This window comes from Lysinibacillus sp. G1-3, assembly GCF_056322905.1.
On record NZ_JBWHYQ010000001.1, the window covers coordinates 54284 to 80929 of the forward strand.

Below are 26646 nucleotides of genomic sequence, written 5' to 3' on the forward strand. Positions count from 1 at the left end.
AAAATCTGTATATAGTCTTTTTAACTTTTTTCGATAATAAATTGAATGGTATGAGCAAGTCCTGTGTGGAGTATACCTTCATTTCGCATTTGTTCACCTGTGAAAAAATGGATGATTTTATAAGGTTGACACCATTTTAGAACATCCAAAGGGTCATATAAAAAATCAAGCTGTCTTGGGCCACCTGAGGCGTAAGGTAGTTGATAAATTGAATAAAGTTCCATCATAATACGACCGCCAGGTTTTACAGAATTAACAATCCTCTTAAACACTTCTTGTTGCTGTTCAGCTGGAAAATGTCCAAACACCATAATAGCAGCATCAAACATTTCTTCTGGCAGTTCATCTTGTAGTAAGTCAGTTAGCTTTGTATGGACTGATACATTATGTTTTTCTGCAAGCTGTTCTGTTTTTTTAAGACCACTTTCCGCATAATCAAAGGCAGTTACCGTATGTCCCTGTAAAGCTAAAAATACAGCATTTCGACCTTCACCTTCGGCATATGCAGCCACACTTGGATAATCCTTTAAATAGTGTACATAGTCTTCTATAAATGTATTTGGCTGTTCACCATAAACATATTCGGCTGTTTTAAATCGTTGATCCCATGTGTTCATTCCATCACTCCTCAATAAATATTGTAAGGAAAGTATGCTCTAGATTCGAATTTTTTGCTCAGTTTCTTTGAAAGCAACTATGCGTTGCGAATTAGCAAATGATAACTTCTAGAATAAAGTGTAATCATCCATTATTATTTGATCAAAATCCTATAAGTTGGAGGTGAAATTCAATGAAGATAGAAAACCGTTTAAAGGAATTGAGAGAACAACATAAATATACACAGGACGATGTCGCGGGTTTTTTAAATATTTCAAGACAATCTGTTTCAAAATGGGAGTTAGGAAAGGGCTATCCTGATATTGATAATTTAAGAAGGTTAAGTGATTTATATAAAATTTCTTTAGACCAGCTTATTACAGGTGAAGAAAAGTATCAAACACTCGTAGCTTCTGATTCTAATAAATCGGATCATAAAACTGTTGGTGATTTTTTGTGGAAGTATTGGTGGCTTATTTTCCCTATATTCGCTATGCTCTCTTCTTGGTTCTATTATCAGTTTTAATCCGAGACAAAAAGCTACCTCATATAGAGGTAGCTTTGGTATTAAATAATAGGTTTGCGTTCTTTTATGACGCGAATCGTTTTTAATGTTGTATCTTCAGGTCCTTGTACAGGTAAACCAGCTTCAATATTCATTTGTATATAACGAATATTCTCTTGTGTAATTATTTCCCCGGGAATAAAAATCGGAATACCTGGGGGATACACCATAACGAATTCTGCACAAATACAATTATCTGCTTCTGCAAGAGGAACAACTTCAGTATCTGCATAAAATGCATCGCGTGGTGACATGGCAAGTGCAGGAATATCCGGTACATTAACCATCGCCTCAGTAATAGTAGCTTCTGAATCGAATGCTTTTGACATACGACTAAGAGCATTGATGAGGAGATTAATTTCCTTTTTCGTATCACCTAATGTCACTAAACATAAAATATTGTATAGGTCCGATAATTCTACTTCAATATTTGCATTGTGACGAAGCCATTCTTCAGCTTGATGACCAGAGAGGCCTAAATCTTTAACGCTTATTAGTAGCTTTAAAGGATCCATATCATAAGTTGCAGATGAATTTAATTTTTCTTTACCAGCACATTTTATATGTGGAATTTGGTTAATGCGTTTACGCGCATCCTTTGCCAAACGAAGTGCATCACCAATTAAGTCATAACCATGGATTGCCAGCTGACGTCGTGCTGTGTCAAGAGAAGCAAGTAATGGATATGATGTCGATGTAGTTGTGAGCATCGACAGAACAGCTTGTACTCGTTTTGCAGAAACAAGACCTTCACGAACGTTTAAAATAGACGTTTGAGTCATAGAGCCACCAAGCTTGTGTACGCTTGTTGCAGCCATATCAGCCCCAGCTTCCATTGCGGAGTAAGGGAGGTCATCATGAAATTTAATGTGTACACCATGTGCTTCATCGACAACTACCGGAATATTACGTGTATGGACTATTTCTACAATACGCTTTAAGTCTGCGGAGAAGCCGAAGTACGTTGGATTAATTACAAGTACTGCTTTTGTATCTGGATAAGCATTTAAAGCTTTTTCAACAGCTTCAGGCGATATTCCATGAGAAATACCGTATTCACTATCTACTTCAGGATGAATAAAAATCGGGATTGCTCCAGCGAAAACAATCGCCGACATAATGGATTTATGAACATTCCGTGGTACTAGAATTTTATCACCTGGACCGACGACGGTCAGAATCATCGCCATAATGGCGCCACTAGTACCTTGAACGGAAAAGAATGTATGATCAGCACCAAAGGCTTGTGCAGCAAGTGCTTGTGCTTCTTTAATGGCGCCCTTTGGTGAATGTAAATCGTCTAGTGGAGCAATATTAATTAAATCAATTGATAAAACGTTGTCGCCGACGAATTCTCGAAACGCAGGATCCATGCCTTGACCTTTCTTATGGCCTGGAATATGGAATTGAATTGGGTGTCTGTTCCGATGTTTTAATAATACGTCGAACAATGGAGTCTCTAGTTGTGACAACGCAGGTACCACCTCACTTTTTAATATCTAACAAAACAAGTGAATTATAGCACCTAATTGCACGAAAAAACAGACTTTACAGAAAAAAATAAAAAATAAAGGTTTTTTTAATAATTTCGAGAAATTAGTATCGTAGGAAAGGGGAGGTACTATGAATTGGAATACACGTGTGACAGAGCTTTTAAATATTAAATATCCAATTATACAAGGGGGATTAGCCTATTTAGCTTATGCTGATTTAGCAGCAGCGGTGTCGAATGCTGGGGGGCTAGGGCAAATTACAGCAATGAGTTTACGTGATCCTGACTTATTGCGCGCAGAGATTCATAAAGTACGAACATTAACGGATAAACCGTTTGGCGTAAATTTTGCAATTGGTATGTATGGTACTGGTTATGAGGAAATGGTGCACGTTGCGGTGGAAGAAAAGGTACCTGTTGTTACAATGACTGGCGGGAATCCTGCACCTATTTTTGATATTTTAGAAGGAACGGATATTAAAAAATTAGTTCTTGTTGCTGCACGTAGACAAGCTCAAAAGGCGGAAGAACTAGGCGCAGATGCTGTTATGGTTGTTGGACAAGAGGGTGGAGGTCATCTTGGACGCGATGATATAGGGACAATGGTGCTCGTGCCACAGGTTGTAGATAGTGTGAAAATACCTGTCATTGCCTCTGGTGGTATTGGTGATGGTCGTGGCTGGATGGCAGCTCATGCACTTGGAGCAGAGGGAATTGAAATGGGAACTCGTTTTATTGCGACTAAAGAATGTGTTGATGCCTCTGAGGCATATAAAGAAGCGTTACTCGCAAGCACCGAGGCAGATACGACCGTTATAAAACGCTCTATAGGTGCACCAGCAAGAGCGTTACGCAGTGAATTCACGGAAAAGATTTTAGAAATTGAACGCACTACACCTACGTATGAGGCGTTAAAAGATTATATTAGCGGGAAAGCAAATAAACGTTTTATTTATGAGGGCGAAAAAGAAGAAGGCATTGGTTGGGCTGGACAAGTTACAGGAATGATTCATGATATTCCAACTGTCGAGGAGCTGATCACTCGAATGGTTGCAGAAGCAGAGAGTATCCGGGTAAAATGGGTATAACGACATACGAACAAATCATTTACATCAGTGTTCTAATGAGATTGTGAAAACCAAGCTATCTCATATTGTAATCGCCTTTGGAGAGCCATACTAATTGGCAGTAGCTTCGGCGAAACTAGGCTCGGAGAATAAGGAAGACACAAAAGCGAAAGTCAAAAGATATAAGTTGTGTCACTGTAGAGATGTCTACATTTTTTTTAGAAATGTATATGTTTTTTGTATCGGGTCAATAACGTAAAGGTGGTTATGTCCAATGGAATACTCTTATCCGTTTTCGACGGATTGGTCAACGGAGGAAATTGTAGATGTTGTCCAATTTTTTGAAGGAATTGAACAAGCTTATGAAAAAGGCATTAAGCGTGAAGTGATGATGGCGAAATATCGTCGTTTTAAAGAAATTGTTCCATCACAGGCCGAGGAAAAAACAATTTTCCGTGAATTTGAAGAAGCGAGTGGCTATGTCAGTTATCCTGTTGTGAAACAAACAAAAGACGCAACTGACGGCACAATTATTAAAGTTGCCCCGAAGCAACGTAGATAAATAAAACGGGTCAAAACTTAAAAAGCGCGAGAAATCAATTTTAAAAACGTTGATTTCTTGCGCTTTTCTGATGTGGATTTTTTCAATTTCACTTTAAAAATATACTGTCAGGTGTCGATTCAGATGTCTCTTCGGCACAACGAGGGGGTGATTTCGTTCCGACTGGGCGCTTTGTTGCTGCCGCTACGCTTTCGCACAGATAAAACATTTGTAGCTGCCGCTACGCTTTCGCACAGAGCTTCCTAGGGGCGTCCGATGAGCCGCTTGGGACAACAGATGTTTTTTGCACGAAAGCGTAGTGCTAACGTAGCGACAGCGGCAGGATGTTGGTCACGAAGGAGTTATCACAGGACGTGATGGTTTTAACCTTCGTTCCTCTATTGTTAATCCACAAGGAGTCGCCCAATCTCTACTCCAATCAACTACTTCACAGGCATGTATTTTGACTACTTTGATTTTAAATACAAAAAATGTGGATGTGAGTATTCCCATCCCATATTTTTTATCTAATCGCTATACACTATGCCAGTGTTAAAAATAAGCGCGTTTCATATACTACATAAACAAAATCAAGCTTTTTCAAATTTCTTGAAAAATAGAGAAAAAATAATAATTCCCTTCTCTCAACTCAAACCCATAAAAATATTCCTCAAACAAATTTTCGTTTGCTAGGGATAATAACGTAAATTTTCCACAAAATATAAATAAAATCATGAAAATTGTTTTAGTTATTATGCCACAAGGCTTGAAGGACAATCTGTTAAACTTTATTTTCCAACAATGATGTTATAAATCGGTAGTAAACGGTTAAAGGTATCTTCTGTTAATTGATGAAGTTCACTAGCTGACAGCTTGACCGCTTGATCTTTTGGAATATGTCGACCTACTAAAAACTCACCTTTTTTTACATCGCGTAAACGAATAAGTAATTCATCTAGCTTGTCTTCCTTTGCATCTTGCATGGAGATTGCTGCTGGAGACATATGATCTCCAGAGATAATGAAGTCATCAGGAAGTTGCTGTAACATTGCTCTGTTGGCGATTAAACGTTCTGCCATCCCATTTTTTTGTGGAGCTTCATAAATAATAGCTAAGACGATGAATAAATGTGTGCTCCAAAGACCAATCTGAAAGTGAGGTAATGATTTATAACCTCTTTTGTACGGAGCGAAGGCAACCCAGCTATCATTCGGAGGATTTACTGTCCTACGTGCATGCTTTGCAACATGAGGATAAAATTCTTCTCCAAGATGACTCGAAAAGAAGGAAGAAAAATCCTCTCCAAGAGTTTGGAATTTTGGTCTTACACATTCATTTAAGGCATCCATTCTCTGTTCTAATCCGTCTATTTGAAAAACATTGAAGTCTTTATTCGTCCATTTTATTTTCGTCATTTTTTATTTACTCCTTTCGATTTATAAGGTTTATTTTATTACGAAAATGGGAAAAAATCTTATAACAAGAACTTTCTCGAAGTTGTTATTGTGAAAAAATAAAAAAAGGAAGTGATTTTTATGAAACCTATCGTAAAAATTATACGTAAAGTCGACATTGAAAAGCAATATGAACACATTTTACAATTAGAATTAGATTATGAATTAGCCTCACTCTTTTCGGCAATGAATGAAAAAAATGAGTTTGAAATTGAAAAAAGTAAAAAACGTCTGGCTGAAATTCAGCTTGAACTTGAAAGCTTGCACGTCTATGCGTAGTCAATATTTTATACCGATTTGAAAAATCACTTGCTGAATATTCCGACAGCAGGTGATTTTTATTGCTATAAAGGGTAAAATAGACTGTATATCATAATAAGAAGTTTTAATTTCAAGGAAGTACTAGGTGCTACGTATTAACAAAACGTCATGAGAAATCAAGCCTTAAGTAGTGAGAAAGTTAAAAAATGTGTGAGGCCTTTTCTTATAATCGAAGGGTGGGTTTTTATGGATTTACAACAAATTGATCAGTTTGCGAAAAGTATTATAGTTGAAGCGGGGAGACGTATTCGGGAGGCCTTTTCGTACAATCTAATTATTGAGACAAAATCAAGTGCCAATGACCTTGTTACAAATATTGACCGTGAAACAGAATTATTTTTTATCGAAAAAATACGAAGTTTTGATCCAACCCACAAAATTTTAGGGGAAGAGGGAATGGGCGAGAAAGTAGAGTCGTTAGAAGGTGTCGTATGGATTATTGATCCGATCGATGGCACAATGAATTTTGTGAAGCAACATCGTCATTTTATGATTTCTATCGGTATTTTTGTTAATGGGGTAGGCAAGCTAGGTTACATATTCGATGTCATGCGTGAAGATTTATTTTATGCTATTGCAGGTCAAGGGGCATGGTACAATGACTCTCCATTACGTAAGTTGCAGTCAGTCAAAATGGAGGAATCTGTCATTGGTATAAACGCTCATTGGGTAGCACCCAATCGACATATTCACCATGAAAAAGTCATTGAAATGGTTCGGAAAGTACGTGGTACGCGGTCATATGGTTCAGCGGCAATGGAAATAGCGTTTGTTGTCAGTGGTAAACTAGATGCTTATGTATCGATGCGACTATCACCATGGGATATTGCTGGGGGAACTATTATCGCTAAGGAAGTTGGTGCCATCACCACTAATTTACATGGAGAGACCTTTGACTTTTTGCATCAGGATACTTTTATCATTGCCAATCCTTCTATACACAAAGAGCTATTAGAAAATTATATTGTGCCTTATGAATAAAAAAGGAGCCGTCTATTTTTTAGACAGGCTCCTTCTTACTTAAGCAATCAACTCATATTATAGTAAACCTTGTTCACGTAGTTTACGTTTCATTTTAAAGGCTGTCATGAAGATGACACAAGTAGCCACAATGCCTGCTATTATACCTAATACACTGCTAATTGCTACTGAATACCCGATAGAACACATTGCTAAAACAGCAGCTAATGCGTAAATGGCCATTACGAATTTTGCACGATTCATAGCCGAGCCTCCTATATTAAAAATTTGTAAATTAAATATATTTTTTAGAATGAGGAAAATTCTAATAAGGACATTTCTATCCTTCTTGTGCTATAATATCACAGTTAAACATTCGAAAAAAGAATATGGAGTGGAATAATGACAAACTTACGTCAAGATCTTCGCAATATCGCAATTATCGCACACGTTGACCATGGTAAAACTACTTTAGTCGACCAATTACTAAAACAATCAGGTACATTCCGTTCAAACGAACGTGTTGAAGAACGTGCAATGGACTCTAACGATATTGAACGCGAACGTGGTATTACGATTTTAGCTAAAAATACAGCAGTAAACTATGAAGGAACTCGTATCAACATCCTTGATACGCCTGGACACGCTGACTTCGGTGGTGAGGTAGAACGTATTTTAAAAATGGTAGATGGCGTTGTACTAGTTGTCGATGCGTATGAGGGTTGTATGCCACAAACACGTTTTGTGTTGAAAAAAGCATTAGAACAACGTTTAACACCAATCGTTGTTGTTAATAAAGTGGACAAAGATTCAGCTCGTCCACTAGAAGTAGTAGATGAAGTACTTGAATTATTCATTGAACTAGGTGCAGATGAAGATCAATTAGACTTCCCTGTTGTCTATGCTTCAGGTGTAAATGGTACAGCTTCTTTAGACGCTGATCCATCTAAGCAAGAAGCGGATATGAAATGTCTATTTGAGAAAATTATCGAAGCTATTCCAGCACCAATTGATAACTCAGAAGAGCCATTACAATTCCAAGTAGCTTTACTTGACTATAATGACTTCGTTGGACGTATCGGTATTGGTCGCGTATTCCGCGGAACAATTTCTGTAGGTCAACAAGTATCTCTTATGAAGTTAGACGGAACAGTGAAAAACTTCCGTGTAACGAAAATCTTTGGATTCTTCGGCTTAAAACGTGAAGAAGTTGAGACAGCAAAAGCTGGTGACTTAATCGCCGTTTCAGGTATGGAAGACATCAACGTTGGTGAAACAGTTTGCCCTGTTGAGCATCCAGACGCGCTAACGCCATTACGTATTGATGAGCCAACTTTACAAATGACTTTCTTAGTAAACAATTCTCCATTCGCAGGTCGTGAAGGGAAATGGGTTACTTCTCGTAAAGTAGAAGAGCGTTTACGTGCTCAATTACAAACAGACGTATCTTTACGTGTTGAAGATACTGATTCTCCAGATGCTTGGACAGTTTCAGGTCGTGGGGAGCTTCACTTATCTATCCTTATCGAAAACATGCGTCGTGAAGGCTTCGAATTACAAGTGTCAAAACCACAAGTAATCGTGCGTGAAATCGACGGTGTGAAATGTGAACCTTTCGAACGCGTTCAAATCGATGTGCCTGAAGAAAATGTTGGTTCAATTATCGAATCAATTGGTACACGTAAAGGTGAAATGCTTGATATGGTGAACAACGGCAGTGGTCAAGTTCGTTTAACGTTCTTAGTACCAGCTCGTGGATTAATCGGTTATACAACTGAATTCATGTCGATGACAAAAGGTTTCGGTATTATCAACCATACGTTCGATTGCTATCAACCATTAATACCAGGAAAAATCGGTGGCCGTCACCAAGGTGTACTAGTTTCAATGGAAACTGGTAAATCAACAACTTATGGTATGATGCAAATTGAAGACCGTGGTACACTGTTCTTGGAGCCAGGTACAGATATTTACGAAGGTATGATCGTTGGAGAAAACACTCGTGACGCTGATATCACTGTAAACATCACAAAAATGAAACAAAAAACAAACATCCGTTCAGCAAACAAAGACCAAACGAATGTTATTAAAAAGCCACGTATTTTATCACTAGAAGAAGCGCTTGAATACTTAGGTGATGACGAGTATTTAGAAATCACACCAGAATCTATTCGCCTTCGTAAACAAATTCTAGATAAAAACGAACGTGAGAAAGCAGCGAAAAAATTACGTAACGCAGAACAATAATTTTCCGCTGACATGAAAGGAAGAGGAGTCTTGGATATAAAGTCCGCTTTATTGGGTGAACTAAATGTTATTCAAGTTGCTGCATCAACAAATTCAGAGGAAACAACAAAGGTTTATGAGAGAATGGCAGGTATAACAAGATTTTTATATGAAAATTTACCGAGCTATGAAATTGCAGGCTTCGTTGTATTTCTCCTTGTATTTGTACTTTCTGCAATTGTCTATAAATTAGGCTTTGCAAAGAAGTTAAAGCTATCTCAAACTATTGTCATTTATGTGTTCCTATTCCTAGGATGTATTATGTTGACATTTTTCGCGTTATTCCTACCTATGATTGAGGGTCTCATCGTAGCGGCGTTAATTTTGATTGTATATAAAACACGTATGTGGCGTGAAAAAAGAGAAGAGCAACAAGCTGCCAACCAATGAGAGTAGCTTGGCTCCTATACCGTGAAACTTGTATTGAGTTTTTAAGTAATAAAACAGCCTTAGCATTAATTTGCTAAGGCTGTTTTATTTGGTATAGTAAAAAAAATTATCGCTTTAAGCAATCTACATATAAACGATTGGCTACGGAACCCATTTTCAATCGATTGTTCTCTCAAAACTAAATTGATTGGCACCGAAATCTTCTAGTGTGAATAAGTTAATGTCGATAGGCTTATTTCATTAATTAAGGAGGAAATGGAATGCGTAGGCTTAAAAAAAGTTTACTATTTAGTGTTATTACTTTATTACTCCTTTCTTTAACAGCGTGTAATAAAACGGAGCTAGAAAAAGTCAAAGTTGGAGAAGTGACGCGCTCAATTTTCTATGCGCCGCAGTATGTAGCCCTTGAAAAAGGGTTCTTCAAGGATGAAGGGCTTTCCGTTGAGCTACAAACAATTGCGGGCGGGGATAAGACAATGACGGCGTTACTATCTGATGGAATTGATATCGCCTTAGTTGGATCGGAAACTTCTATATATGTAACGCTCCAAGGTGCCAATGACCCGATTCAAAATTTTGCGCAGTTAACACAAACAGATGGAACATTTTTAGTGGCACGTGAAAAGGTGGATAATTTTTCATGGGATCAGTTGAAAGGTTCCACATTTTTAGGGCAGCGTAAAGGTGGAATGCCACAAATGGCAGGTGAGTTCGTACTGAAAAAGCATGGCATTGACCCTGCCAATGATTTAAAACTTATTCAAAATATTGATTTTGCTAATATTTCTACAGCCTTTGCATCTGGAACGGGGGATTATGTACAGCTATTTGAGCCAACAGCAAGTATGTTTGAGAAAGAAGGTAAAGGCTATATTGTCGCTTCGTTTGGTACAGAATCTGGGCAATTGCCGTATACATCGTTTATGGCGAAAAGCAGCTATTTAAAGGACGAAGAGAAAACAGTTCAAGGCTTTACAAATGCATTGAAGCGAGCACAGGATTTTGTGCAAAAATCGAGTGCGGCGGAAATAGCGAAAATTATTCAGCCATACTTTGAAAATGTAGATATTGAATTAATCGAAACAGTGGTAGAGCGTTATAAATCACAGGGTTCCTATGCTACAGATCCTATTTTGGATAAGGGGGAATGGGATAACTTGCAAACGATTATGGGAGAAGCGGGTGAACTTCCTCAACGGGTGGATTATGAAAAGCTTGTAAATACAACCTTTGCTAAAAAGGCAGCTGAGTAAGATGGAATTTTTAAAAGTAGAAAATATTCACCATAGTTATTTTTCGAAAACGCAGGCAAAGGAAGTTTTACGTGATATTAATTTAGATATTCGAAAAGGTGAGTTTGTTTCTTTTATAGGACCGAGTGGATGTGGGAAAACAACGTTATTATCTATTATTGCGGGCTTATTTTCGTCTACAGAGGGCAAAGTATACATCGATGGTGAGGAAATTTCAACACACAATCAATCTCTCATTGGCTACATGCTTCAGCAAGATTATTTGTTTCCTTGGAAAACCATCGAAGAAAATGTCACGATCGGTTTGAAAATCATGGAGCGAAGCAATAAAACGCATAAAGTAACTGCAAATGCACTTTTGCAAGAAATTGGTTTACCGCATGTAGGGAACAATTATCCGAGAGAGTTATCGGGTGGCATGCGTCAACGAGTAGCACTTGCAAGAACTTTAGCGGTTGATCCTAAAATTTTATTGCTAGATGAACCGTTTTCAGCACTTGATTATCAGTCTAAATTAAAACTGGAGGATTTGGTTGTTGAAACGTTAAAGGCCTATCAAAAAACGGCAATTCTGGTGACACATGATATTGGTGAAGCCATTGCGATGAGTGAACGCGTATTTCTATTTTCTGCAAATCCAGGTACATTGCATAAAGTATTTGATATACCTTCAGAGTTGCAAGAGCTTTCACCTTTTGATGTTCGACAGCATCCAGCATATTCAGACATATTCCAAATTATTTGGAAGGAGCTGGAGAGTCTTGGATAATACAATGTTTAAACAGTATCAGCAAATGCTAAAAAAAGAAAAGCGCTATGTTCGTTTATATCAGCTTATCATCTTACTTGTATTTTTCGGTGGATGGGAGCTTCTTTCAAGATTTGGATGGATTGACCGTTTAATTTTTAGTTCGCCGACGCATGTATGGCGTACATTAGTAGGAAAAGTGAGTGATGGTACGCTAACACTTCACGTTGGCGTTACTTTAATGGAAACGATTATTGGTTTTATTGCCGGAACACTACTGGGTACATTAATAGCAACCGTATTGTGGTGGTCATCGATGCTATCAAAGGTACTTGATCCATATTTAGTTATTTTAAACGCTATGCCTAAAGTTGCTTTAGGCCCTATTTTAATAGTCGCCCTTGGTCCAGGTTATTTTTCGATTATTGCAATGGGTGCGTTGATTTCAATCATTATTACAACCATCGTAGTTTATACGGCTTTTAAAGGGGTTGATCCTAACTACAGCAAAGTGTTACAAACTTTTGGGGCAACCCGGTGGCAAATATTTAAAGAAGTTATTTTACCTGCTTCCTTCCCAACGATTATTTCTACTTTGAAAGTAAATGTTGGCCTGTCTTGGGTAGGTGTTATAGTTGGTGAATTTTTAGTTGCCTCAAAAGGGCTTGGTTATTTAATTATTTATGGCTTCCAAGTGTTTAATTTTAATCTTGTGCTTATGTCACTTCTCATCATCGCCTTTTTTGCGACGATTATGTATCAGGTTGTCGAGTTGATTGAGAAGGCGATTATAAAAAATAATGGATAGATGGTTAAAGGAGGTGTCTCAAATAATGAGTCACCTCCTTCATGTTGATAATATTCCGATAAAAACTGAAATTGGTCCGATAAAACGAGATATTATTCCGATAAAAGCTAAAATTGTTCCGATAAAATGAGATTTTGTTCCGATAAATCTTGATGAGTAGCCTGAACGATAAAGGAGGTGACTCAAATAATGGGTCACCTCCTTCGGCTGATCAGTTAAAACTCTTTATCCATCTGTGGTGAAGTACGATAAAAACGGAAATTTCCGGTTTCAATGCGTGCGACGGTATTATCTTCAATACGGTCATGACATGTTTCACACATATACGTATTAATTGGTCGATTGCGTAATTTTTTTGCTAACGGTAAATTATCATCTAAATTGTTAATAGTATCGCAAATAACGCACTTTACGCGCATTGCATTCCCTCCTACTCAGCACGAATAGCTAATACATTTTTGATAGGGTTGTCTACATTTGAACCGTCTCTAAATAGCACATGAACAGGACCATCTTCCATTAATGGCTTACCATCTTGGCTATATTTTAAAATTAATGTATAAGCTTCTTCGATTGTAAATGGATATTCTTTGCTATCTTCACATTCAATGACGATTGTTGTTGCTTCAGGTTTAATAACAGCATTTTTCAAGAAGTGACTTAATTCGATTCCGAAAGTGCCTGTTTCCATCCCTTTGCGGTCGAATTTTCGTTCTGATTTCAATGTTGGTGGGAAAGTAGCTCCTTCCATAATCTCACGTGACCAGTGAGCACCTACCTCACGCATATATTTAATATCCGAATCTTCTTCAACTTCTTTTGTGTCGAAGTACGTTTTTAAATCTAATTTACGATCATCGAAAATCCAAACAGTGGGATCTAATGTTAATTGGAATGTAACTGCGCCCTTAATAGGAATTATTGTCTCCATTATAGAAATCCTCCTTAAATCTTGTATATCCATGAAATAGTATAACGCTAATGACTAGAGATAATAAAGAAATATAATTCGATTTCTCTATTTTCCAATGTAGACACTTGCATTTTTAACGACTAAAAGATAAACTTTATTAAGATAGAATCGAAGAAATATCAGATAATGGGGGCGTCCTCATGGATACTAAATCACAAACTTCTTTTCAAGAGAAGGCTTTGGAGCTTTTAGTTGCTGATGCAGATAAAATTGCTCGCCTCATTCGAGTACAAATGGATCATTTAACAATGCCACAATGCCCTCTATATGAAGAAGTATTAGATACACAAATGTTCGGCCTTTCACGTGAAATTGAATTTGCTGTGAAGCTGGGACTCATTGAACGCGAAAAAGGCAAAGAAATTCTCGATTCACTCGAGAAAGAACTTTCTGTACTACATGACGCGTATACAGACAAATAAAAAGAAAAAACTCAAACGCATTTGCGATTTGAGTTTTTTTTCTAGAATGAGGTTTTCCGATGAAACAATACTTAAAACGTTATGCACAAAATTTTGATTATCCGTTGTTTTTTACTGTTCTATTATTAAGCTTATTTGGTTTAGTAATGATTTATAGCTCCAGTATGATGGTGGCGATTGCACAAAAAGGAGAAGCTCCAGATTTCTATTATCACAAGCAAGTAATCAATTTAATTGTAGCTTTTCTTGGATTTTTAGTAGCTGCATTTTTCCCGTATAAACATTATGCGAATAAAAATGTTATGTTGTTACTTACGGCTGTGCTAGTTGTTCTATTTACTTGGGTAAAAGTTGCTGGTAACGGTGATACGGAAGGGATAGGTTCTAAAAGTTGGATACATGTCCCGGGTTTTGGTAATTTTCAACCTTCTGAATATGCGAAGCTATTTATAATTTTATATTTTGCTGCAGCTTTTTATCGGAAAGGACAAAAATATACGCTTGAGAAGCTACAACCAAATGAAATATTTTATCCTATATTCCTCTGGATTCTTGTTGTTGCTGGTGTAGCTTTTGAAACCGACTTGGGAGCAAGTATTATTCTATGTGGAATTGCTGTTTGTGTTGTAGCAGCGAGTGGTATTCCATTTAAAACATTTTGGAAGTTTTTTGGAGTGTTGGGCGCGTTTGGAGGAGTCATCTTTGGTATACTAATGCTGTTTAAAGGAAATATGTTAACGACAAACCGTTTGGGACGTCTTAAATCATTCATTAACCCGTTTGAGTATGAGACTGGTAGTGGTCATCAAGTTGTCAATAGTTATTATGCCATTGGCGGAGGCGGTTTAGAAGGAAGAGGTCTCGGTCAATCGATTCAAAAATTGGGGTATTTGCCTGAACCACAAACCGATTTTATTATGGCAATTATTATGGAGGAACTAGGAATTTGGGGAGTTCTTATCGTTTTAGGTGGTTTAGGGTTTATTGTATATAAAGGATTTTCGATTGCGTTGCGCACGAAAGATCCACTAGCACGTATGATTACGGCTGGTATTGCGAGCTGGATTGGCTGGCAAACGTTTATCAATCTTGGGGGTGTAACTGGGTTAATCCCGTTAACCGGTGTCACGCTACCTTTTATTAGCTATGGTGGGACATCTATAATTATTCTATCTTTAGCGATGGGAATATTAATCAATATTTCTATGTTTGAAAAGGTAGAAAGGAGAAAGACACAATCATAAAGGGGGATATCAATGGAATCAATCAACAAAATTCTCGTAGCCAATCGAGGAGAAATTGCAATTCGTATTTTCCGTGCATGTACGGAGTTGAATATCCAAACTGTAGCCATTTATTCGCGGGAGGACAGTGGGGCATTCCATCGTTTTAAAGCAGATGAAGCCTATTTAGTAGGAGCTGGCAAGAAACCAATTGATGCTTATTTAGATATTGAGGGCATTATTACGATCGCGAAAGATGCTAATGTTGATGCGATTCATCCAGGTTATGGCTTTTTATCAGAAAACGTAGAATTTGCACGTCGATGTGAAGAAGAGGGGATTGTTTTCATTGGACCTACTTCCCAGCATTTAGATATGTTTGGGGATAAGGTGAAGGCGCGTGAACAAGCAATTGCTGCAGGTATTCCTGTTATTCCAGGTACAGATGGTCCAGTAGCTAATTTAGCAGAGGTAGAATCTTTTGCTAGCGCATATGACTATCCAATTATGATTAAGGCAGCACTAGGCGGCGGTGGTCGTGGAATGCGCCTTGTTCATACAGCAGAGGAGTTAGCGTCCTCCTATGAACGTGCAAAATCAGAGGCGAAAGCAGCATTTGGCTCTGATGAGGTGTATGTAGAAAAGGCGATTATTAAGCCAAAGCATATTGAAGTCCAAATTATTGGCGATCAACAGGGCAATATCATTCATTTATATGAACGTGATTGCTCGATTCAACGTCGACATCAAAAGGTTGTAGAAATCGCACCATCTAATTCAATTTCGGAAGATTTAAGAAGCCGAATTTGCGATGCTGCGGTTCAATTAATGAAAAATGTCTCATACATAAATGCAGGGACAGTAGAATTTTTAGTTGCAGGCGATGAGTTTTATTTCATCGAGGTCAACCCTCGTATTCAAGTAGAGCATACGATTACTGAAATGATTACGGGTGTCGATATTGTGCACGCCCAAATTAAAGTGGCAGCAGGGTACGGTCTGCATAGTGAGGAAATCCATATTCCACAACAGGCAGATATTCCAATGATCGGCTATGCGATTCAAGCGCGTGTCACAACGGAAGACCCAGCTAATGATTTTATGCCTGATACAGGGAAGCTTATGGTGTATCGTTCAAGCGGTGGTTTTGGCGTCCGATTAGATGCCGGCAATGGCTTCCAAGGAGCTGTTGTAACGCCGTACTATGATTCGCTACTAGTTAAAATTTCAACGACAGGGATGACATTTAAAGAAGCGGCAGCAAAAATGGACCGAAACTTAAAAGAGTTCCGTATTCGAGGGGTTAAAACGAATATTCCATTTTTAAATAATGTCGTAACGCACGAGAAATTTTTAACGGGTGCATTTGATACAAGCTTTATCGATTCAACACCTGAACTATTTAATTTCCCTGAGCGTAAGGACCGTGGGACAAAGCTCTTAAGCTATATTGGCAATGTAACGCTAAATGGCTTCCCTAGTGTAGAAAAGAAATCGAAGCCAATTTTTGTACAGCCGAGCATCCCAAAAGTCGATAAATTAATCGTTCCTCCGGCAGGGACAAAGCAAATTTTAGATGCCCAAGGAGCAGACGGGCTTGTGAAATGGATTTTGGAGCAAGAGGATGTGCTATTAACGGATACAACTTTCCGAGATGCACACCAATCACTTCTTGCAACACGTGTGCGTTCACAGGATATGTTCGAAGTTGCAGATGCAACAGCGCGCATGATGCATGATTTCTTCTCACTTGAAATGTGGGGTGGCGCAACGTTTGATGTGGCGTACCGTTTCTTAAAAGAAGATCCGTGGGAGCGACTTGCTAAGCTACGTGAACAAGTACCGAATGTACTATTCCAAATGTTATTGCGTGGTGCGAATGCAGTTGGCTACACAAATTACCCAGACAATTTAATTCGTGAGTTTATCGCTGAATCAGCGGCATCAGGCATTGACGTATTCCGCATTTTCGATAGCTTGAACTGGATTAAAGGAATGGAAGTAGCCATTGATGCAGCACGTCAATCAGGTAAAATTGCTGAAGCTGCGATTTGTTACACAGGAGATATTTTTGATGAATCAAGAGCGAAATATTCAGTTCAATACTACAAGGAAATGGCAAAAGAGTTAGAGGCAGCAGGTGCCCATATTTTAGCGATAAAAGATATGGCTGGATTATTGAAGCCAGAAGCAGCCTATCGTTTAATTTCAGAGTTGAAAGAGACAACAAGTCTGCCAATCCATCTGCATACACATGATACAAGTGGCAATGGTATTTATTTATATGCCAAGGCGATCGAAGCAGGGGTAGATATCATTGATACGGCACTCGGTTCAATGGCAGGTTTAACATCACAGCCAAGTGCAAACTCCTTGTATTATGCAATGAAGGGCGGTAAGCGCGAGGTTCGTGCTGATATCGATGCGCTTGAAAAATTATCGTACTACTGGGAAGATGTACGTAAATATTATAAGGATTTTGAAAGTGGCATGATTAGCCCGCATTCTGAAATTTATGTCCATGAAATGCCAGGTGGTCAGTACAGTAACTTGCAACAGCAAGCCAAAGCAGTAGGCCTTGGAGATCGATGGGAAGAAGTGAAGCGTATGTATTCCCGCGTAAACCTTCTTTTTGGCGATATTGTCAAAGTAACCCCATCTTCGAAAGTAGTCGGTGATATGGCGTTATTTATGGTGCAAAATGATTTAGATGAAAACTCTGTCCTGAAAAGAGGGGAAACAATCGATTTCCCGGATTCTGTGATTGAATTCTTCCAAGGTTATTTAGGACAACCACATGGTGGCTTCCCAGAGGCACTTCAAAAGGTTGTGTTAAAGGATCGTGAAGCAATTACGGTACGTCCTGGCGAGCTATTAGAGCCTGTGAATTTTGAGCAATTAGAGGCGATACTAGAGGGGAAATTAAATCGTCCCGTGACAAAGCAGGATGTGCTAGCATTTGCTTTGTATCCTAAAGTGTTTGAAGAGTATGCAAAAACAGTGAACTCCTTCGGGAATATTTCGGTATTAGATACGCCAACATTCCTTTACGGGTTAAAACTAGGCGAAGAAATCGAAGTCGAGATTGAAAAAGGAAAAACACTAATCATTAAACTTGTTTCTATTGGAGAACCGCAGCACGATGGTACGCGTGTTATATACTTTGAGCTGAACGGTCAATCTCGTGAACTAGTGATTCAAGATATGACTGTCGAAGTAGATGGCAGTCTGGCATTAAAAGCAGACCCAAGCAATCCAAATCAAATTGGCGCAACGATGCCTGGAACGGTCTTAAAAGTAGTCGTATCGAAAGGAAGCCATGTAAAACGTGGGGATCACTTATTAATTACCGAAGCGATGAAAATGGAAACAACCGTCCAAGCGCCGAAAGACGGTATCGTGAAAGAAGTGTACGCTCATGCGGGCGATGCTATTTCAACAGGTGATTTGTTAATTGAAATCGAATAATTGATAATAAAGAAGGTTATTAGATGGCTTTTACAGCATACTAATAACCTTTTTATCTTTATTCAGCAAATGTTTGTTTTGTGTAGCGAAAGCAAAGCGTCAGTTACAAATGTTTTTGAAGAGATAATACGCCAAAATTTGCTATATTGTAATAATAAACTTGTTGATTTTATTACACATAAATGGTAGAAGTGATTGCCGAAATAAAAAAGATTCACTACTGAAAAATGTAGCGAATCTTTTTCTACTATTATTTGCTTTTTTCATTATAATTGCTACGTGCAACTAGCATTATCATGTAACAAAGTAGACCAAATAGAATTGAAATGAATAATGAATGAAGTAATGCGACTGTTAAATTCAATTTAGTTAGGACTACTAACATACCTGCGATCATTTGTAAAATTACTATAGTAAAGGCAATAATCCAGCCATAGTAAATAACGCGTTGATTTTTATATTCTTTTACAACGTGCCAAGTTATGTATGCAATCCAAATGAAAAAGATAAGAACTGCTAGGCGATGCCCCATTTGCACCCATTCGTACATATTATTAAACGGTGCGAATGGTGTTTCGTTATAGCAAAATGGCCAGTCAGGACATATTAAGCTAGAATCTGTATGGCGAACAAGCGCCCCTGTATAAACGACTAAATAAGAATAAATTGTGACAGCAATTGTATGCCAACGTAACTTTTTACCAATAAATACGTTATCGGCATCAAATTTCCGATCGACTTCAAATACAATCATAGAAAGAAGGAGCACAGCAGCAAAGGAAATAAGAGATATCCCAAAGTGGAGCGCTAATATGAAATCGCCTTGTCCCCACAACACTTGAGCTGCTCCAATAAGAGCTTGTGCGATTAAGAAAAACATCGCTAAGAAACCTAATAATTTTACTTCTCGAATATGACCGAGTTTACGCCATGTCCAAACCGTTAACGCAAGAATCGAAATAGATACAACGCCAGTTACAAGACGATGAGAAAATTCAATTAAGACTTCTGGTGTTATATCTTTTGGAATAAGAGAACCATTACAATCAGGCCAATTTCGACCACAGCCTAAGCCACTATCTGTTTTGGTAACAAGTGCTCCTCCTAATAAAATAAGGAGCATTCCAACTGTAGCGGCAACAGCAAACCATTTCATATACTTGTTGTGTTGCATAAAATGAGTCACCTACTTTATCTATGAACATTACATGAAAGTAATGTTTCTGCTAATAGATGATATCGAAAATACAGGTAAAAAACAACTTGTAAAGAGTAGGGAGTATTAGATGTCGATTCCATTTCACAAATTGTTCATAATTTCGTACTCTATCCTTCACAATTCATTTTGGAAAATGATTTACTATAGATATGTTGTTTTTATTATATTTCTAGACAAAGCTAATTTTTACAACTTCATCTAAATTTCACTTAATGTCTAGAAATCAATCGCAAATTTCGCTATAGTAATTGGTAGCGGAATATGCTTACAAAAATGAAAGGAGAGGTATCATGTCAAACGGTCGTGCACTGACGGCTACTAGAAATGGTGGACCAGCATCAACATCTGTTGTGAAAGATTTTTTAGCACTGATAAAAATTGGAATTGTTAACTCGAATCTTGTCACAACGTTTACAGGGATGTGGCTGGCATTTCAATTTACTAGTAGACACTTCTTGCAAGAGCTTGATGTCATATTGTTCACCATGCTGGGTGCAGCATTGATTATAGGTGGCTCGGGCGCAATGAATAACTTTATTGATCAGGATATTGACCCAATCATGAAAAGAACGAAGGCAAGACCGACAGTAACGGGTAGATTTAAGCCGAATTTTGTACTGACCATTGCCCTCTCATTTTTAATTGTAGGTGAAATTTTGTTATTTGCGGCATCGTTTGCGGCCGGCATGTGGGGACTTGTAGGAATAGTTGCTTATGTTGTTCTGTACTCAATGTGGTCAAAGAGGAAGCATGTTAGTAACACGGTTGTAGGAAGTATTTCGGGGGCAATCCCACCAGTTATTGGGTTTGCAGCTGTTGAGCCTACATTAGGTGCTGGAGCACTTGCCTTATTCCTGATCATGTTTGCATGGCAACCACCGCATTTTTATGCACTTGCTATGAAACGTACTGAGGAATATCGTGCAGCTAATATACCAATGCTACCAGTAGTAAAGGGATTTAAACGAACTAAGTACTCAATGTTATTCTGGATTCTTTTATTATTACCGTTACCTTTCCTTTTACAGGAGCTTGGGATTGGCTTCTTGATTCTTGCGACTGCATTGAACTTGGGCTGGTTGATTCTAGCTTTTAAAGGCTTTACGACAAAAGATGATATGAAATGGGCAAATAAAATGTTTATCTATTCTTTGAATCATATGACCATACTATTTGTATCCATCATAATTTTTGCGTTGTTTAGCTAAATGTAGGAATTCTTTCTTTTCTTAAAGAATTCATATAGACAGAACTGATGTCCTAGGTACACATGAAAATACAACAAAGAAAGAGGGGTTTAATTAAGCTATGATGAAAGGCCTTAAAAAGTGGCGTCTTTTTTCACTACTAGCAGTGATGATGGTTTTCCTTTCTGGTTGTGGTGAAGATTATATTTCTGCACTGAAACCGTCTGGCCAAGTAGGTAAAGAACAATTCAATCTATTAATGCTAGCTACTGGAATTATGACGTTAGTTGTAGTAGTAGTATCCGTTGTCTATTTACTTGCATTCTTAAAATTCCGCCGCGCAAAAGTTGGCGAAAATGTTATTCCTAAGCAAGTAGAAGGAAGTCACACACTTGAAGTGATTTGGACAGTTATACCAATTATTTTATTATTAATCTTAGCTGTACCAGTTGTTACGGCTACTTACAAATTTGCAGATGTTGCTGCGATGGACGAAGTAGATGAAAACGGTGACAAAACAGCACTTACAGTAAATGTAACTGCGAAATTATATTGGTGGGAGTTTGAATACCCTAACCAAGGTATTGTAACGGCACAAGAATTAGTAGTACCAACAGGTCAAAAAGTTTACTTTAACTTAAAAGCTGCCGATGTTAAGCACTCATTCTGGATTCCTGCTGTAGGCGGTAAAATGGATACGAACGTAGATAACTTGAACAAGTTCTATCTAGAATTCGATAAAGAATCAAAAGACCTTAAAGACGGCGTATTCTATGGTAAATGTGCTGAGTTATGTGGTCCTTCACATGCATTAATGGACTTCAAAGTTAAAGCATTAAGCCCAGATGCATTCGATACATGGGTAGCTTCAATGAAAGCAACAGATGGGAAAAAGGCTGACAAAGCTTCAACAGATCTAGGGGAAGCAACATTTGCTCAGAGTTGTATGGGTTGTCATGCTGTATCAGGTACAACTGGTGCAGGCACACCAGGTCCTAACTTAACTACTTTTGGTGACCGTAACCGTGTTGCTGGTTTCTTAGAACACAATGAAGAAAACTTAAAAGATTGGATTCAAGATCCTGGCAAATTCAAACCAGGTAACTTAATGATGAATCCAGAAGGTACTGCGCCAATTTATGGCGACTTAACTGATGAAGAAATTCAAGCTCTTGCAACGTATATCATGGGCTTATCTGTAGAGAAATAATTTTAACTTATTTCAGCAGAATCTCCCACCTCTTTAGTGGTGAGATGAATGCGAATGTAAGTTTTTTTCAGAGGGTGTCCAAACGCCCGCTGAAAGAAGTTAAAGCCTCCGGCGGATGTCATGGAATCGGAAAGGAGTTTTTTGTGCAAGCACAAAGCCGATTCCAGACGCAATTATGCCAAGGCACAATTGATGTTTTATGTAACAAACTTTGAGGGAGGTAAAAGTTGTGAGCTCATACACACAGAAAAAGGGCTTTGGAGCAACTGTCTGGGACTACATTACAACTGTTGACCATAAAAAGTTAGCAGTAATGTATTTATTAGCCGGTACACTGTTCTTTGCTATCGCTGGTTTTGAAGCGTTATTAATGCGTATTCAATTAATGAAACCAAATAACGACTTCGTATCAGCTGGTTTTTTCAATGAATTATTAACAATGCACGGAACAACAATGTTATTCCTAGCTGCGACTCCATTACTATTCGCATTTATGAACATGCTTGTACCATTACAAATTGGTGCACGTGACGTAGCATTCCCGTTCCTTAACTCTTTAGGGTTCTGGTTATTCTTCCTAGGTGCAGTATTCCTTCACCTATCATTCTTTATGGGTGGCGCTCCTGATGCGGGTTGGACGTCTTATGCATCATTATCTTTATATTCTCCTGGACATGGTATTGACTTCTATGTTCTTGGTTTACAAATATCAGGTGCAGGTACGTTAATTTCAGGTCTTAACTTTATCGTTACGATTATTACAATGCGTGCTCCAGGTATGACATTTATGCGTATGCCATTATTCACTTGGACTTCTCTAGTATCAAGTGCATTAATCCTATTCGCATTCCCTCCATTAACAATTGGTTTATTAATGATGTTATTTGACCGTATGTTCGGTGGTAACTTCTTTGACCATTTAATGGGTGGTAACACAATTATTTGGGAACACTTATTCTGGATCTTTGGACACCCAGAAGTTTATATCTTAGTATTACCAGCGTTCGGTTTATTCTCTGAGATTATTCCAGCGTTCTCTCGTAAGCGTTTATTCGGATACTCTTCAATGGTATTCGCAACAATTTTAATCGGTTTCTTAGGGTTCATGGTTTGGGCTCACCACATGTTTACAGTTGGTCTTGGGCCAACAGCTAACGCAATCTTTGCTGTTGCAACAATGGCGATTGCGGTTCCAACAGGTATGAAAGTATTCAACTGGATCTTAACTATTTGGGGCGGATCTATTAAAGTTACAACACCAATGCTTTATGCACTTGGTTTCATCCCGTCATTCGTTGCGGGTGGTGTTACAGGGGTAATGCAAGCATCTGCACCACTTGACTACCAATTACACGATTCTTACTTTATCGTTGCTCACTTCCACTACGTAATCGTTGGTGGTATCGTAACAGCGTTATTTGGTTCAGCGCACTTCTACTGGCCAATTTTCTTCAACCGTATGTTAAACGAAACACTTGGTAAAATTACTTTCTGGGTATTCTTTATCGGATTCCATTTAACGTTCTTCGTTCAACACTTCTTAGGTTTAATGGGTATGCCACGTCGCGTATTCACTTACATGGAAGGTCAAGGTTGGGATCAGTTCAACTATATCTCTACAATCGGTGCATTAATGATGGGTGTAGGGGTTATCTTAATGGTAATCAACTGCTTAATGTCAATCAAAGGCAAACCAGCAGGTCGCGATCCATGGGGCGATGGACGTACTTTAGAATGGTCAATTCCACAACCAATCCCATTCTATAACTTCCGTCAAACACCTCTTGTTCGTGGTTTAGATCCTTGGTGGATTGAAAAGCAAGAAGGTAATAAAGAAGTTACATTTGCTGAGCCAATCGGTGATATTCATATGCCAAACAACTCAGCTATCCCATTTGTTATTTCGATGGGTATGTTTATCGCAGCATTCGGTGCTCTTTACAATCCAGATGCAGATAAACCATGGTCAATTTATATTTTAATTGCTGGTCTTGCAATTACATTTGGTGCTATGATTTTCCGTTCTGTTAAGGACGATCACGGCTTCCACTTACACAAAGAAGAAATTCTTGAAATTGAAGAACATCTTTACGGCAAAGGAGGAAATAAATAATGGATTTCAATACTAAATTTACTCCTCATACTTGGCCAGATCATCCTGAACAAGCTACGATGGAAGGGAAAAATAAAGTTGTTGGTTTCTGGATTTTCCTTGCCTGTGAAGTTGTACTTTTCGCAAGTTTATTCGCTACTTACTTAGCGCTTAAGAACAAAGGGCCAGCTGGCATGGAGTTCACAACACAAAGTTTATTTGAATTACCTTTAGCTTTCGCTATGACGATGTTATTATTAACATCTTCACTAACGTCTGTTTATGCCATTTACCATATGCGTAACTTTAACTTTAAGGCAATGCAAACTTGGCTTGGTATAACATTACTTTTAGGTCTTGGATTCTTAGGTCTTGAAATTTATGAATTCAATCATTATGTAGGTCTTGGTTTTACATTTGACCAATCTGCATTCTCAACTGCGTTTTATTCATTAGTTGGTACACATGGTTTCCACGTAACATTAGGTCTTGTGTGGATTGCTACGTTAATGCTTCGTAATGCTAAGCGTGGTCTTAACTTATACAATGCACCTAAATTCTTCGTGGCTGCATTATACTGGCACTTTATCGACGTAGTTTGGGTATTCATCTTTACAGTAGTTTACTTGATGGGAGTGATCGGATAATATGTCATCACACGATACACCTATAGTTGCTAAGTCACAGGCACAATACGAGTATGATCGTCATCATAATGCCGTTCATATGCGTAAACAAGTAATCAACTTTGCGCTTATGATCTTCTTTACGTTTATCGCATTCGCAGTAGTTGCAGCTGATTTTTCTAAATACTTAATATTACCGCTTATTTTATTGCTTGCTGGAGTTCAAGTTGTTCTTCAACTTTACTCTTTCATGCACTTAGAAGACAAAAAAACACACTTCGGTGGTGTAATTGGCTTCTTCATGTGGATGGGTATTTTAATCGCATTTACATTCTTCTTAGCATTTTTAACAATTATTTGGTGGTAATCACCAAAAAAGCACGTTCTCTACTTACTGTAGGAACGTGCTTTTCTTTTTGGGTTCTATTCACGTTTAAGTGAATGAGCCGGTAAGAACTAATATAAATTCATATGAGAATGATCTCCGTTCCAGGCTACTCGCTTTGTTGCTGTCGCTTCGCTTTCGCACAGATAAAACATTTGTTGCTGTCGCTTCGCTTTCGCACAGATAAAACATTTGTTGCTGCCGCTTCGCTTTCGCACAGATAAAACATTTGTTGCTGCCGCTTCACTTTCGCACAGATAACCAATATTGCTGAATAGGTGACCTAGCTTGTTCGAGTATTATATTGTCGTTAGTAATTTGTTCACCTTTCGTTCATTGCAGAATGTTTGTAAGCGTTCTATAATAGGGATACTGAAGTTAAAGGAGTGCGTTTTGTATGCCACTTAGTATATTTGGTTTCCAAGCTTTATGGAGCCCATATTTAATAGGGGTTCTTGTTTTTATAACAGTCATCTATTTTCTAGTCACAACAAAGTGGCGCAAGGATTTTAAAGTAAGTGAGCCTTTGAAAAAAGGAGAGGCTATTTATTTTGTACTGGCGATGGTAACGATATATATTATTAAAGGATCTCCAATAGATTTAATGGCGCACATTATGTTTACAATGCATATGGTGCAAATGGCTATTTTATTGTTACTTGTACCGATTTTCTTAATTAAGGGGATTCCTTGGTGGGTATGGAAAGTTGCGATTGAAGCACCAGTTGTTAGATCTTTATTTAAAGTACTAACATTTCCCGTCGCTGCAGTATTTGTGTTTATTGGTCTATTTTCTTTCTATCACTTACCTGCAGTGTTAGACTACATTAAATTAAACGAAACTCTACATGGTACATATACATTTGTATTATTTGTTTCTGCTGTCTTAATGTACTGGCCTTTGATTCAAAAGATGCCAAATCAACCACAAATGAAGCCTTTGCATAAATTAGCCTATATCATTGCTAATGCGGTATTAATTACACCTGCGTGTGCGTTAATTATTTTTGCACCAAACGCTATGTATGAAACATATACAAATGGTGAAGCATGGCTAAAAGCAATGGAACTTTGTGTACCAGTTGCCACACTATCTAGTTTATCTCTTTCAGGACCAGAGCTCTTTACAAATATGACATCTGTTGCTGATCAGCAATTAGGCGGCGTTTTAATGAAGATTTTACAAGAGCTTATTTTTGGTGTATTACTAGGGGCGATTTTCCTTAATTGGTATCGTGCAGAACAAAAGGATCCGGATAAAATTACTGCCGATGCTTTAAAAGAGCATCAAAAGAAATGGGAAAGCCAGCAGCAACATTAATTGTAAAAAAAGAATGTTTAACTTCTTTCAACGGGTGT

The 26646-nt window shown here is 38.0% G+C and carries 26 protein-coding genes; 19 read left to right on the forward strand and 7 right to left on the reverse strand.

The window, feature by feature from the left end:
• Positions 1-20: 20 nt before the first annotated feature.
• Complete coding sequence (locus ACVYAD_RS00240) at positions 21-617, reverse strand: class I SAM-dependent methyltransferase (RefSeq protein ID WP_403008105.1); 597 nt, start codon at positions 615-617, stop codon at positions 21-23.
• A gap of 173 nt (positions 618-790) precedes the next feature.
• Between ACVYAD_RS00240 and ACVYAD_RS00245 the strand changes: the two genes are divergently transcribed.
• Positions 791-1123 carry a helix-turn-helix transcriptional regulator gene (locus ACVYAD_RS00245; RefSeq protein WP_476423879.1) on the forward strand — a complete coding sequence of 111 codons (333 nt, stop codon included), beginning with the start codon at positions 791-793 and terminating at the stop codon, positions 1121-1123.
• A 41-nt stretch (positions 1124-1164) separates the two neighbouring features.
• Here ACVYAD_RS00245 and ACVYAD_RS00250 read toward each other — a convergent pair whose 3' ends face one another.
• Positions 1165-2634, reverse strand: coding sequence for an aminotransferase class I/II-fold pyridoxal phosphate-dependent enzyme (locus ACVYAD_RS00250; protein WP_349658968.1), 1470 nt, complete (start codon positions 2632-2634; stop codon positions 1165-1167).
• A 151-nt stretch (positions 2635-2785) separates the two neighbouring features.
• Here ACVYAD_RS00250 and ACVYAD_RS00255 point away from each other — a divergent pair, with 151 nt between their 5' ends.
• Positions 2786-3742 (forward strand): NAD(P)H-dependent flavin oxidoreductase, encoded by a 957-nt coding sequence (locus ACVYAD_RS00255; RefSeq protein WP_476423881.1) that lies wholly within the window; start codon positions 2786-2788, stop codon positions 3740-3742.
• Positions 3743-3995: 253 nt separating this feature from the next.
• Positions 3996-4283 (forward strand): UPF0223 family protein, encoded by a 288-nt coding sequence (locus ACVYAD_RS00260; protein ID WP_079559718.1) that lies wholly within the window; start codon positions 3996-3998, stop codon positions 4281-4283.
• A gap of 767 nt (positions 4284-5050) precedes the next feature.
• Here ACVYAD_RS00260 and ACVYAD_RS00265 read toward each other — a convergent pair.
• Positions 5051-5677 carry a YktB family protein gene (locus tag ACVYAD_RS00265; RefSeq protein WP_476423883.1) on the reverse strand — a complete coding sequence of 209 codons (627 nt, stop codon included), beginning with the start codon at positions 5675-5677 and terminating at the stop codon, positions 5051-5053.
• A 120-nt stretch (positions 5678-5797) separates the two neighbouring features.
• Here ACVYAD_RS00265 and ACVYAD_RS00270 point away from each other — a divergent pair, with 120 nt between their 5' ends.
• Both ACVYAD_RS00270 and ACVYAD_RS00275 read left to right on the forward strand, forming a co-directional pair.
• Positions 5798-5995, forward strand: a complete 198-nt coding sequence (locus ACVYAD_RS00270) for a hypothetical protein (RefSeq protein ID WP_079559720.1) — start codon at positions 5798-5800, stop codon at positions 5993-5995.
• A gap of 228 nt (positions 5996-6223) precedes the next feature.
• A complete protein-coding gene (locus ACVYAD_RS00275) occupies positions 6224-7018 on the forward strand; it encodes an inositol monophosphatase family protein (RefSeq protein WP_476423886.1) in 795 nt (264 codons plus the stop codon).
• A gap of 57 nt (positions 7019-7075) precedes the next feature.
• On the opposite strand, the gene ACVYAD_RS00280 is transcribed toward ACVYAD_RS00275, so the two are convergent.
• Positions 7076-7261, reverse strand: a complete 186-nt coding sequence (locus ACVYAD_RS00280; protein WP_079559722.1) for a DUF5325 family protein — start codon at positions 7259-7261, stop codon at positions 7076-7078.
• A 138-nt stretch (positions 7262-7399) separates the two neighbouring features.
• Between ACVYAD_RS00280 and typA the strand changes: the two genes are divergently transcribed.
• From typA to ACVYAD_RS00305, 5 genes are all read left to right on the forward strand, one after another.
• Positions 7400-9244, forward strand: a complete 1845-nt coding sequence (typA, locus tag ACVYAD_RS00285; protein ID WP_349658964.1) for a translational GTPase TypA — start codon at positions 7400-7402, stop codon at positions 9242-9244.
• A gap of 30 nt (positions 9245-9274) precedes the next feature.
• Positions 9275-9673 (forward strand): YlaH-like family protein, encoded by a 399-nt coding sequence (locus ACVYAD_RS00290; protein ID WP_349658963.1) that lies wholly within the window; start codon positions 9275-9277, stop codon positions 9671-9673.
• Between the two features lie 260 nt (positions 9674-9933).
• Positions 9934-10926 carry an ABC transporter substrate-binding protein gene (locus ACVYAD_RS00295; protein ID WP_476423888.1) on the forward strand — a complete coding sequence of 331 codons (993 nt, stop codon included), beginning with the start codon at positions 9934-9936 and terminating at the stop codon, positions 10924-10926.
• Position 10927: 1 nt separating this feature from the next.
• A complete protein-coding gene (locus ACVYAD_RS00300; RefSeq protein ID WP_349658961.1) occupies positions 10928-11695 on the forward strand; it encodes an ABC transporter ATP-binding protein in 768 nt (255 codons plus the stop codon).
• Positions 11688-12482, forward strand: coding sequence for an ABC transporter permease (locus tag ACVYAD_RS00305; RefSeq protein ID WP_349658960.1), 795 nt, complete (start codon positions 11688-11690; stop codon positions 12480-12482). The genes ACVYAD_RS00300 and ACVYAD_RS00305 overlap by 8 nt, the downstream gene beginning before the upstream one ends.
• A gap of 215 nt (positions 12483-12697) precedes the next feature.
• Here the strand turns inward: ACVYAD_RS00305 and ACVYAD_RS00310 are convergent, their stop codons facing one another.
• Positions 12698-12901, reverse strand: a complete 204-nt coding sequence (locus ACVYAD_RS00310; protein ID WP_349658959.1) for a YlaI family protein — start codon at positions 12899-12901, stop codon at positions 12698-12700.
• An 11-nt stretch (positions 12902-12912) separates the two neighbouring features.
• The gene (locus tag ACVYAD_RS00315) at positions 12913-13413 is read right to left on the reverse strand and encodes a peptidyl-prolyl cis-trans isomerase (protein WP_349658958.1); all 501 of its coding nucleotides are present in this window, start codon (positions 13411-13413) and stop codon (positions 12913-12915) included.
• A 182-nt stretch (positions 13414-13595) separates the two neighbouring features.
• Between ACVYAD_RS00315 and ACVYAD_RS00320 the strand changes: the two genes are divergently transcribed.
• From ACVYAD_RS00320 to pyc, 3 genes are read left to right on the forward strand one after another with little or no spacing between them, the layout of a single operon-like run.
• Entirely contained in the window at positions 13596-13877 is a 282-nt protein-coding gene (locus ACVYAD_RS00320; protein WP_079559730.1) for an Fpa/YlaN family protein, read from the forward strand.
• A 59-nt stretch (positions 13878-13936) separates the two neighbouring features.
• Positions 13937-15121: an FtsW/RodA/SpoVE family cell cycle protein gene (locus ACVYAD_RS00325; protein WP_349658957.1), complete on the forward strand. Its 1185-nt coding sequence runs from the start codon at positions 13937-13939 to the stop codon at positions 15119-15121.
• A gap of 12 nt (positions 15122-15133) precedes the next feature.
• Positions 15134-18568, forward strand: a complete 3435-nt coding sequence (gene pyc, locus ACVYAD_RS00330) for a pyruvate carboxylase (RefSeq protein WP_476423892.1) — start codon at positions 15134-15136, stop codon at positions 18566-18568.
• A 250-nt stretch (positions 18569-18818) separates the two neighbouring features.
• Here the strand turns inward: pyc and ACVYAD_RS00335 are convergent, their stop codons facing one another.
• Positions 18819-19742, reverse strand: a complete 924-nt coding sequence (locus ACVYAD_RS00335; protein WP_349658955.1) for a COX15/CtaA family protein — start codon at positions 19740-19742, stop codon at positions 18819-18821.
• A gap of 335 nt (positions 19743-20077) precedes the next feature.
• On the opposite strand from ACVYAD_RS00335, the gene cyoE reads away from it, so the two are divergent.
• The 6 genes from cyoE (at position 20078) to ctaG (ending at position 26608) form a co-directional block, all read left to right on the forward strand.
• The gene (gene cyoE, locus ACVYAD_RS00340) at positions 20078-20995 is read left to right on the forward strand and encodes a heme o synthase (RefSeq protein WP_476423895.1); all 918 of its coding nucleotides are present in this window, start codon (positions 20078-20080) and stop codon (positions 20993-20995) included.
• 100 nt (positions 20996-21095) lie between these two features.
• Complete coding sequence (gene coxB / locus ACVYAD_RS00345; RefSeq protein ID WP_476423897.1) at positions 21096-22184, forward strand: cytochrome c oxidase subunit II; 1089 nt, start codon at positions 21096-21098, stop codon at positions 22182-22184.
• A gap of 229 nt (positions 22185-22413) precedes the next feature.
• Positions 22414-24297 (forward strand): cytochrome c oxidase subunit I, encoded by a 1884-nt coding sequence (gene ctaD, locus ACVYAD_RS00350; RefSeq protein ID WP_197141718.1) that lies wholly within the window; start codon positions 22414-22416, stop codon positions 24295-24297.
• Positions 24297-24923 (forward strand): cytochrome c oxidase subunit 3, encoded by a 627-nt coding sequence (locus tag ACVYAD_RS00355; protein WP_197141720.1) that lies wholly within the window; start codon positions 24297-24299, stop codon positions 24921-24923. Before ctaD ends, ACVYAD_RS00355 begins: the two co-directional genes overlap by 1 nt.
• Position 24924: 1 nt before the next feature.
• On the forward strand, positions 24925-25269 hold the full coding sequence (locus tag ACVYAD_RS00360) for a cytochrome C oxidase subunit IV family protein (protein WP_349658953.1): 345 nt from the start codon (positions 24925-24927) through the stop codon (positions 25267-25269).
• Positions 25270-25684: 415 nt separating this feature from the next.
• On the forward strand, positions 25685-26608 hold the full coding sequence (gene ctaG, locus ACVYAD_RS00365; protein WP_476423900.1) for a cytochrome c oxidase assembly factor CtaG: 924 nt from the start codon (positions 25685-25687) through the stop codon (positions 26606-26608).
• The last annotated feature ends 38 nt before the right edge of the window (positions 26609-26646 follow it).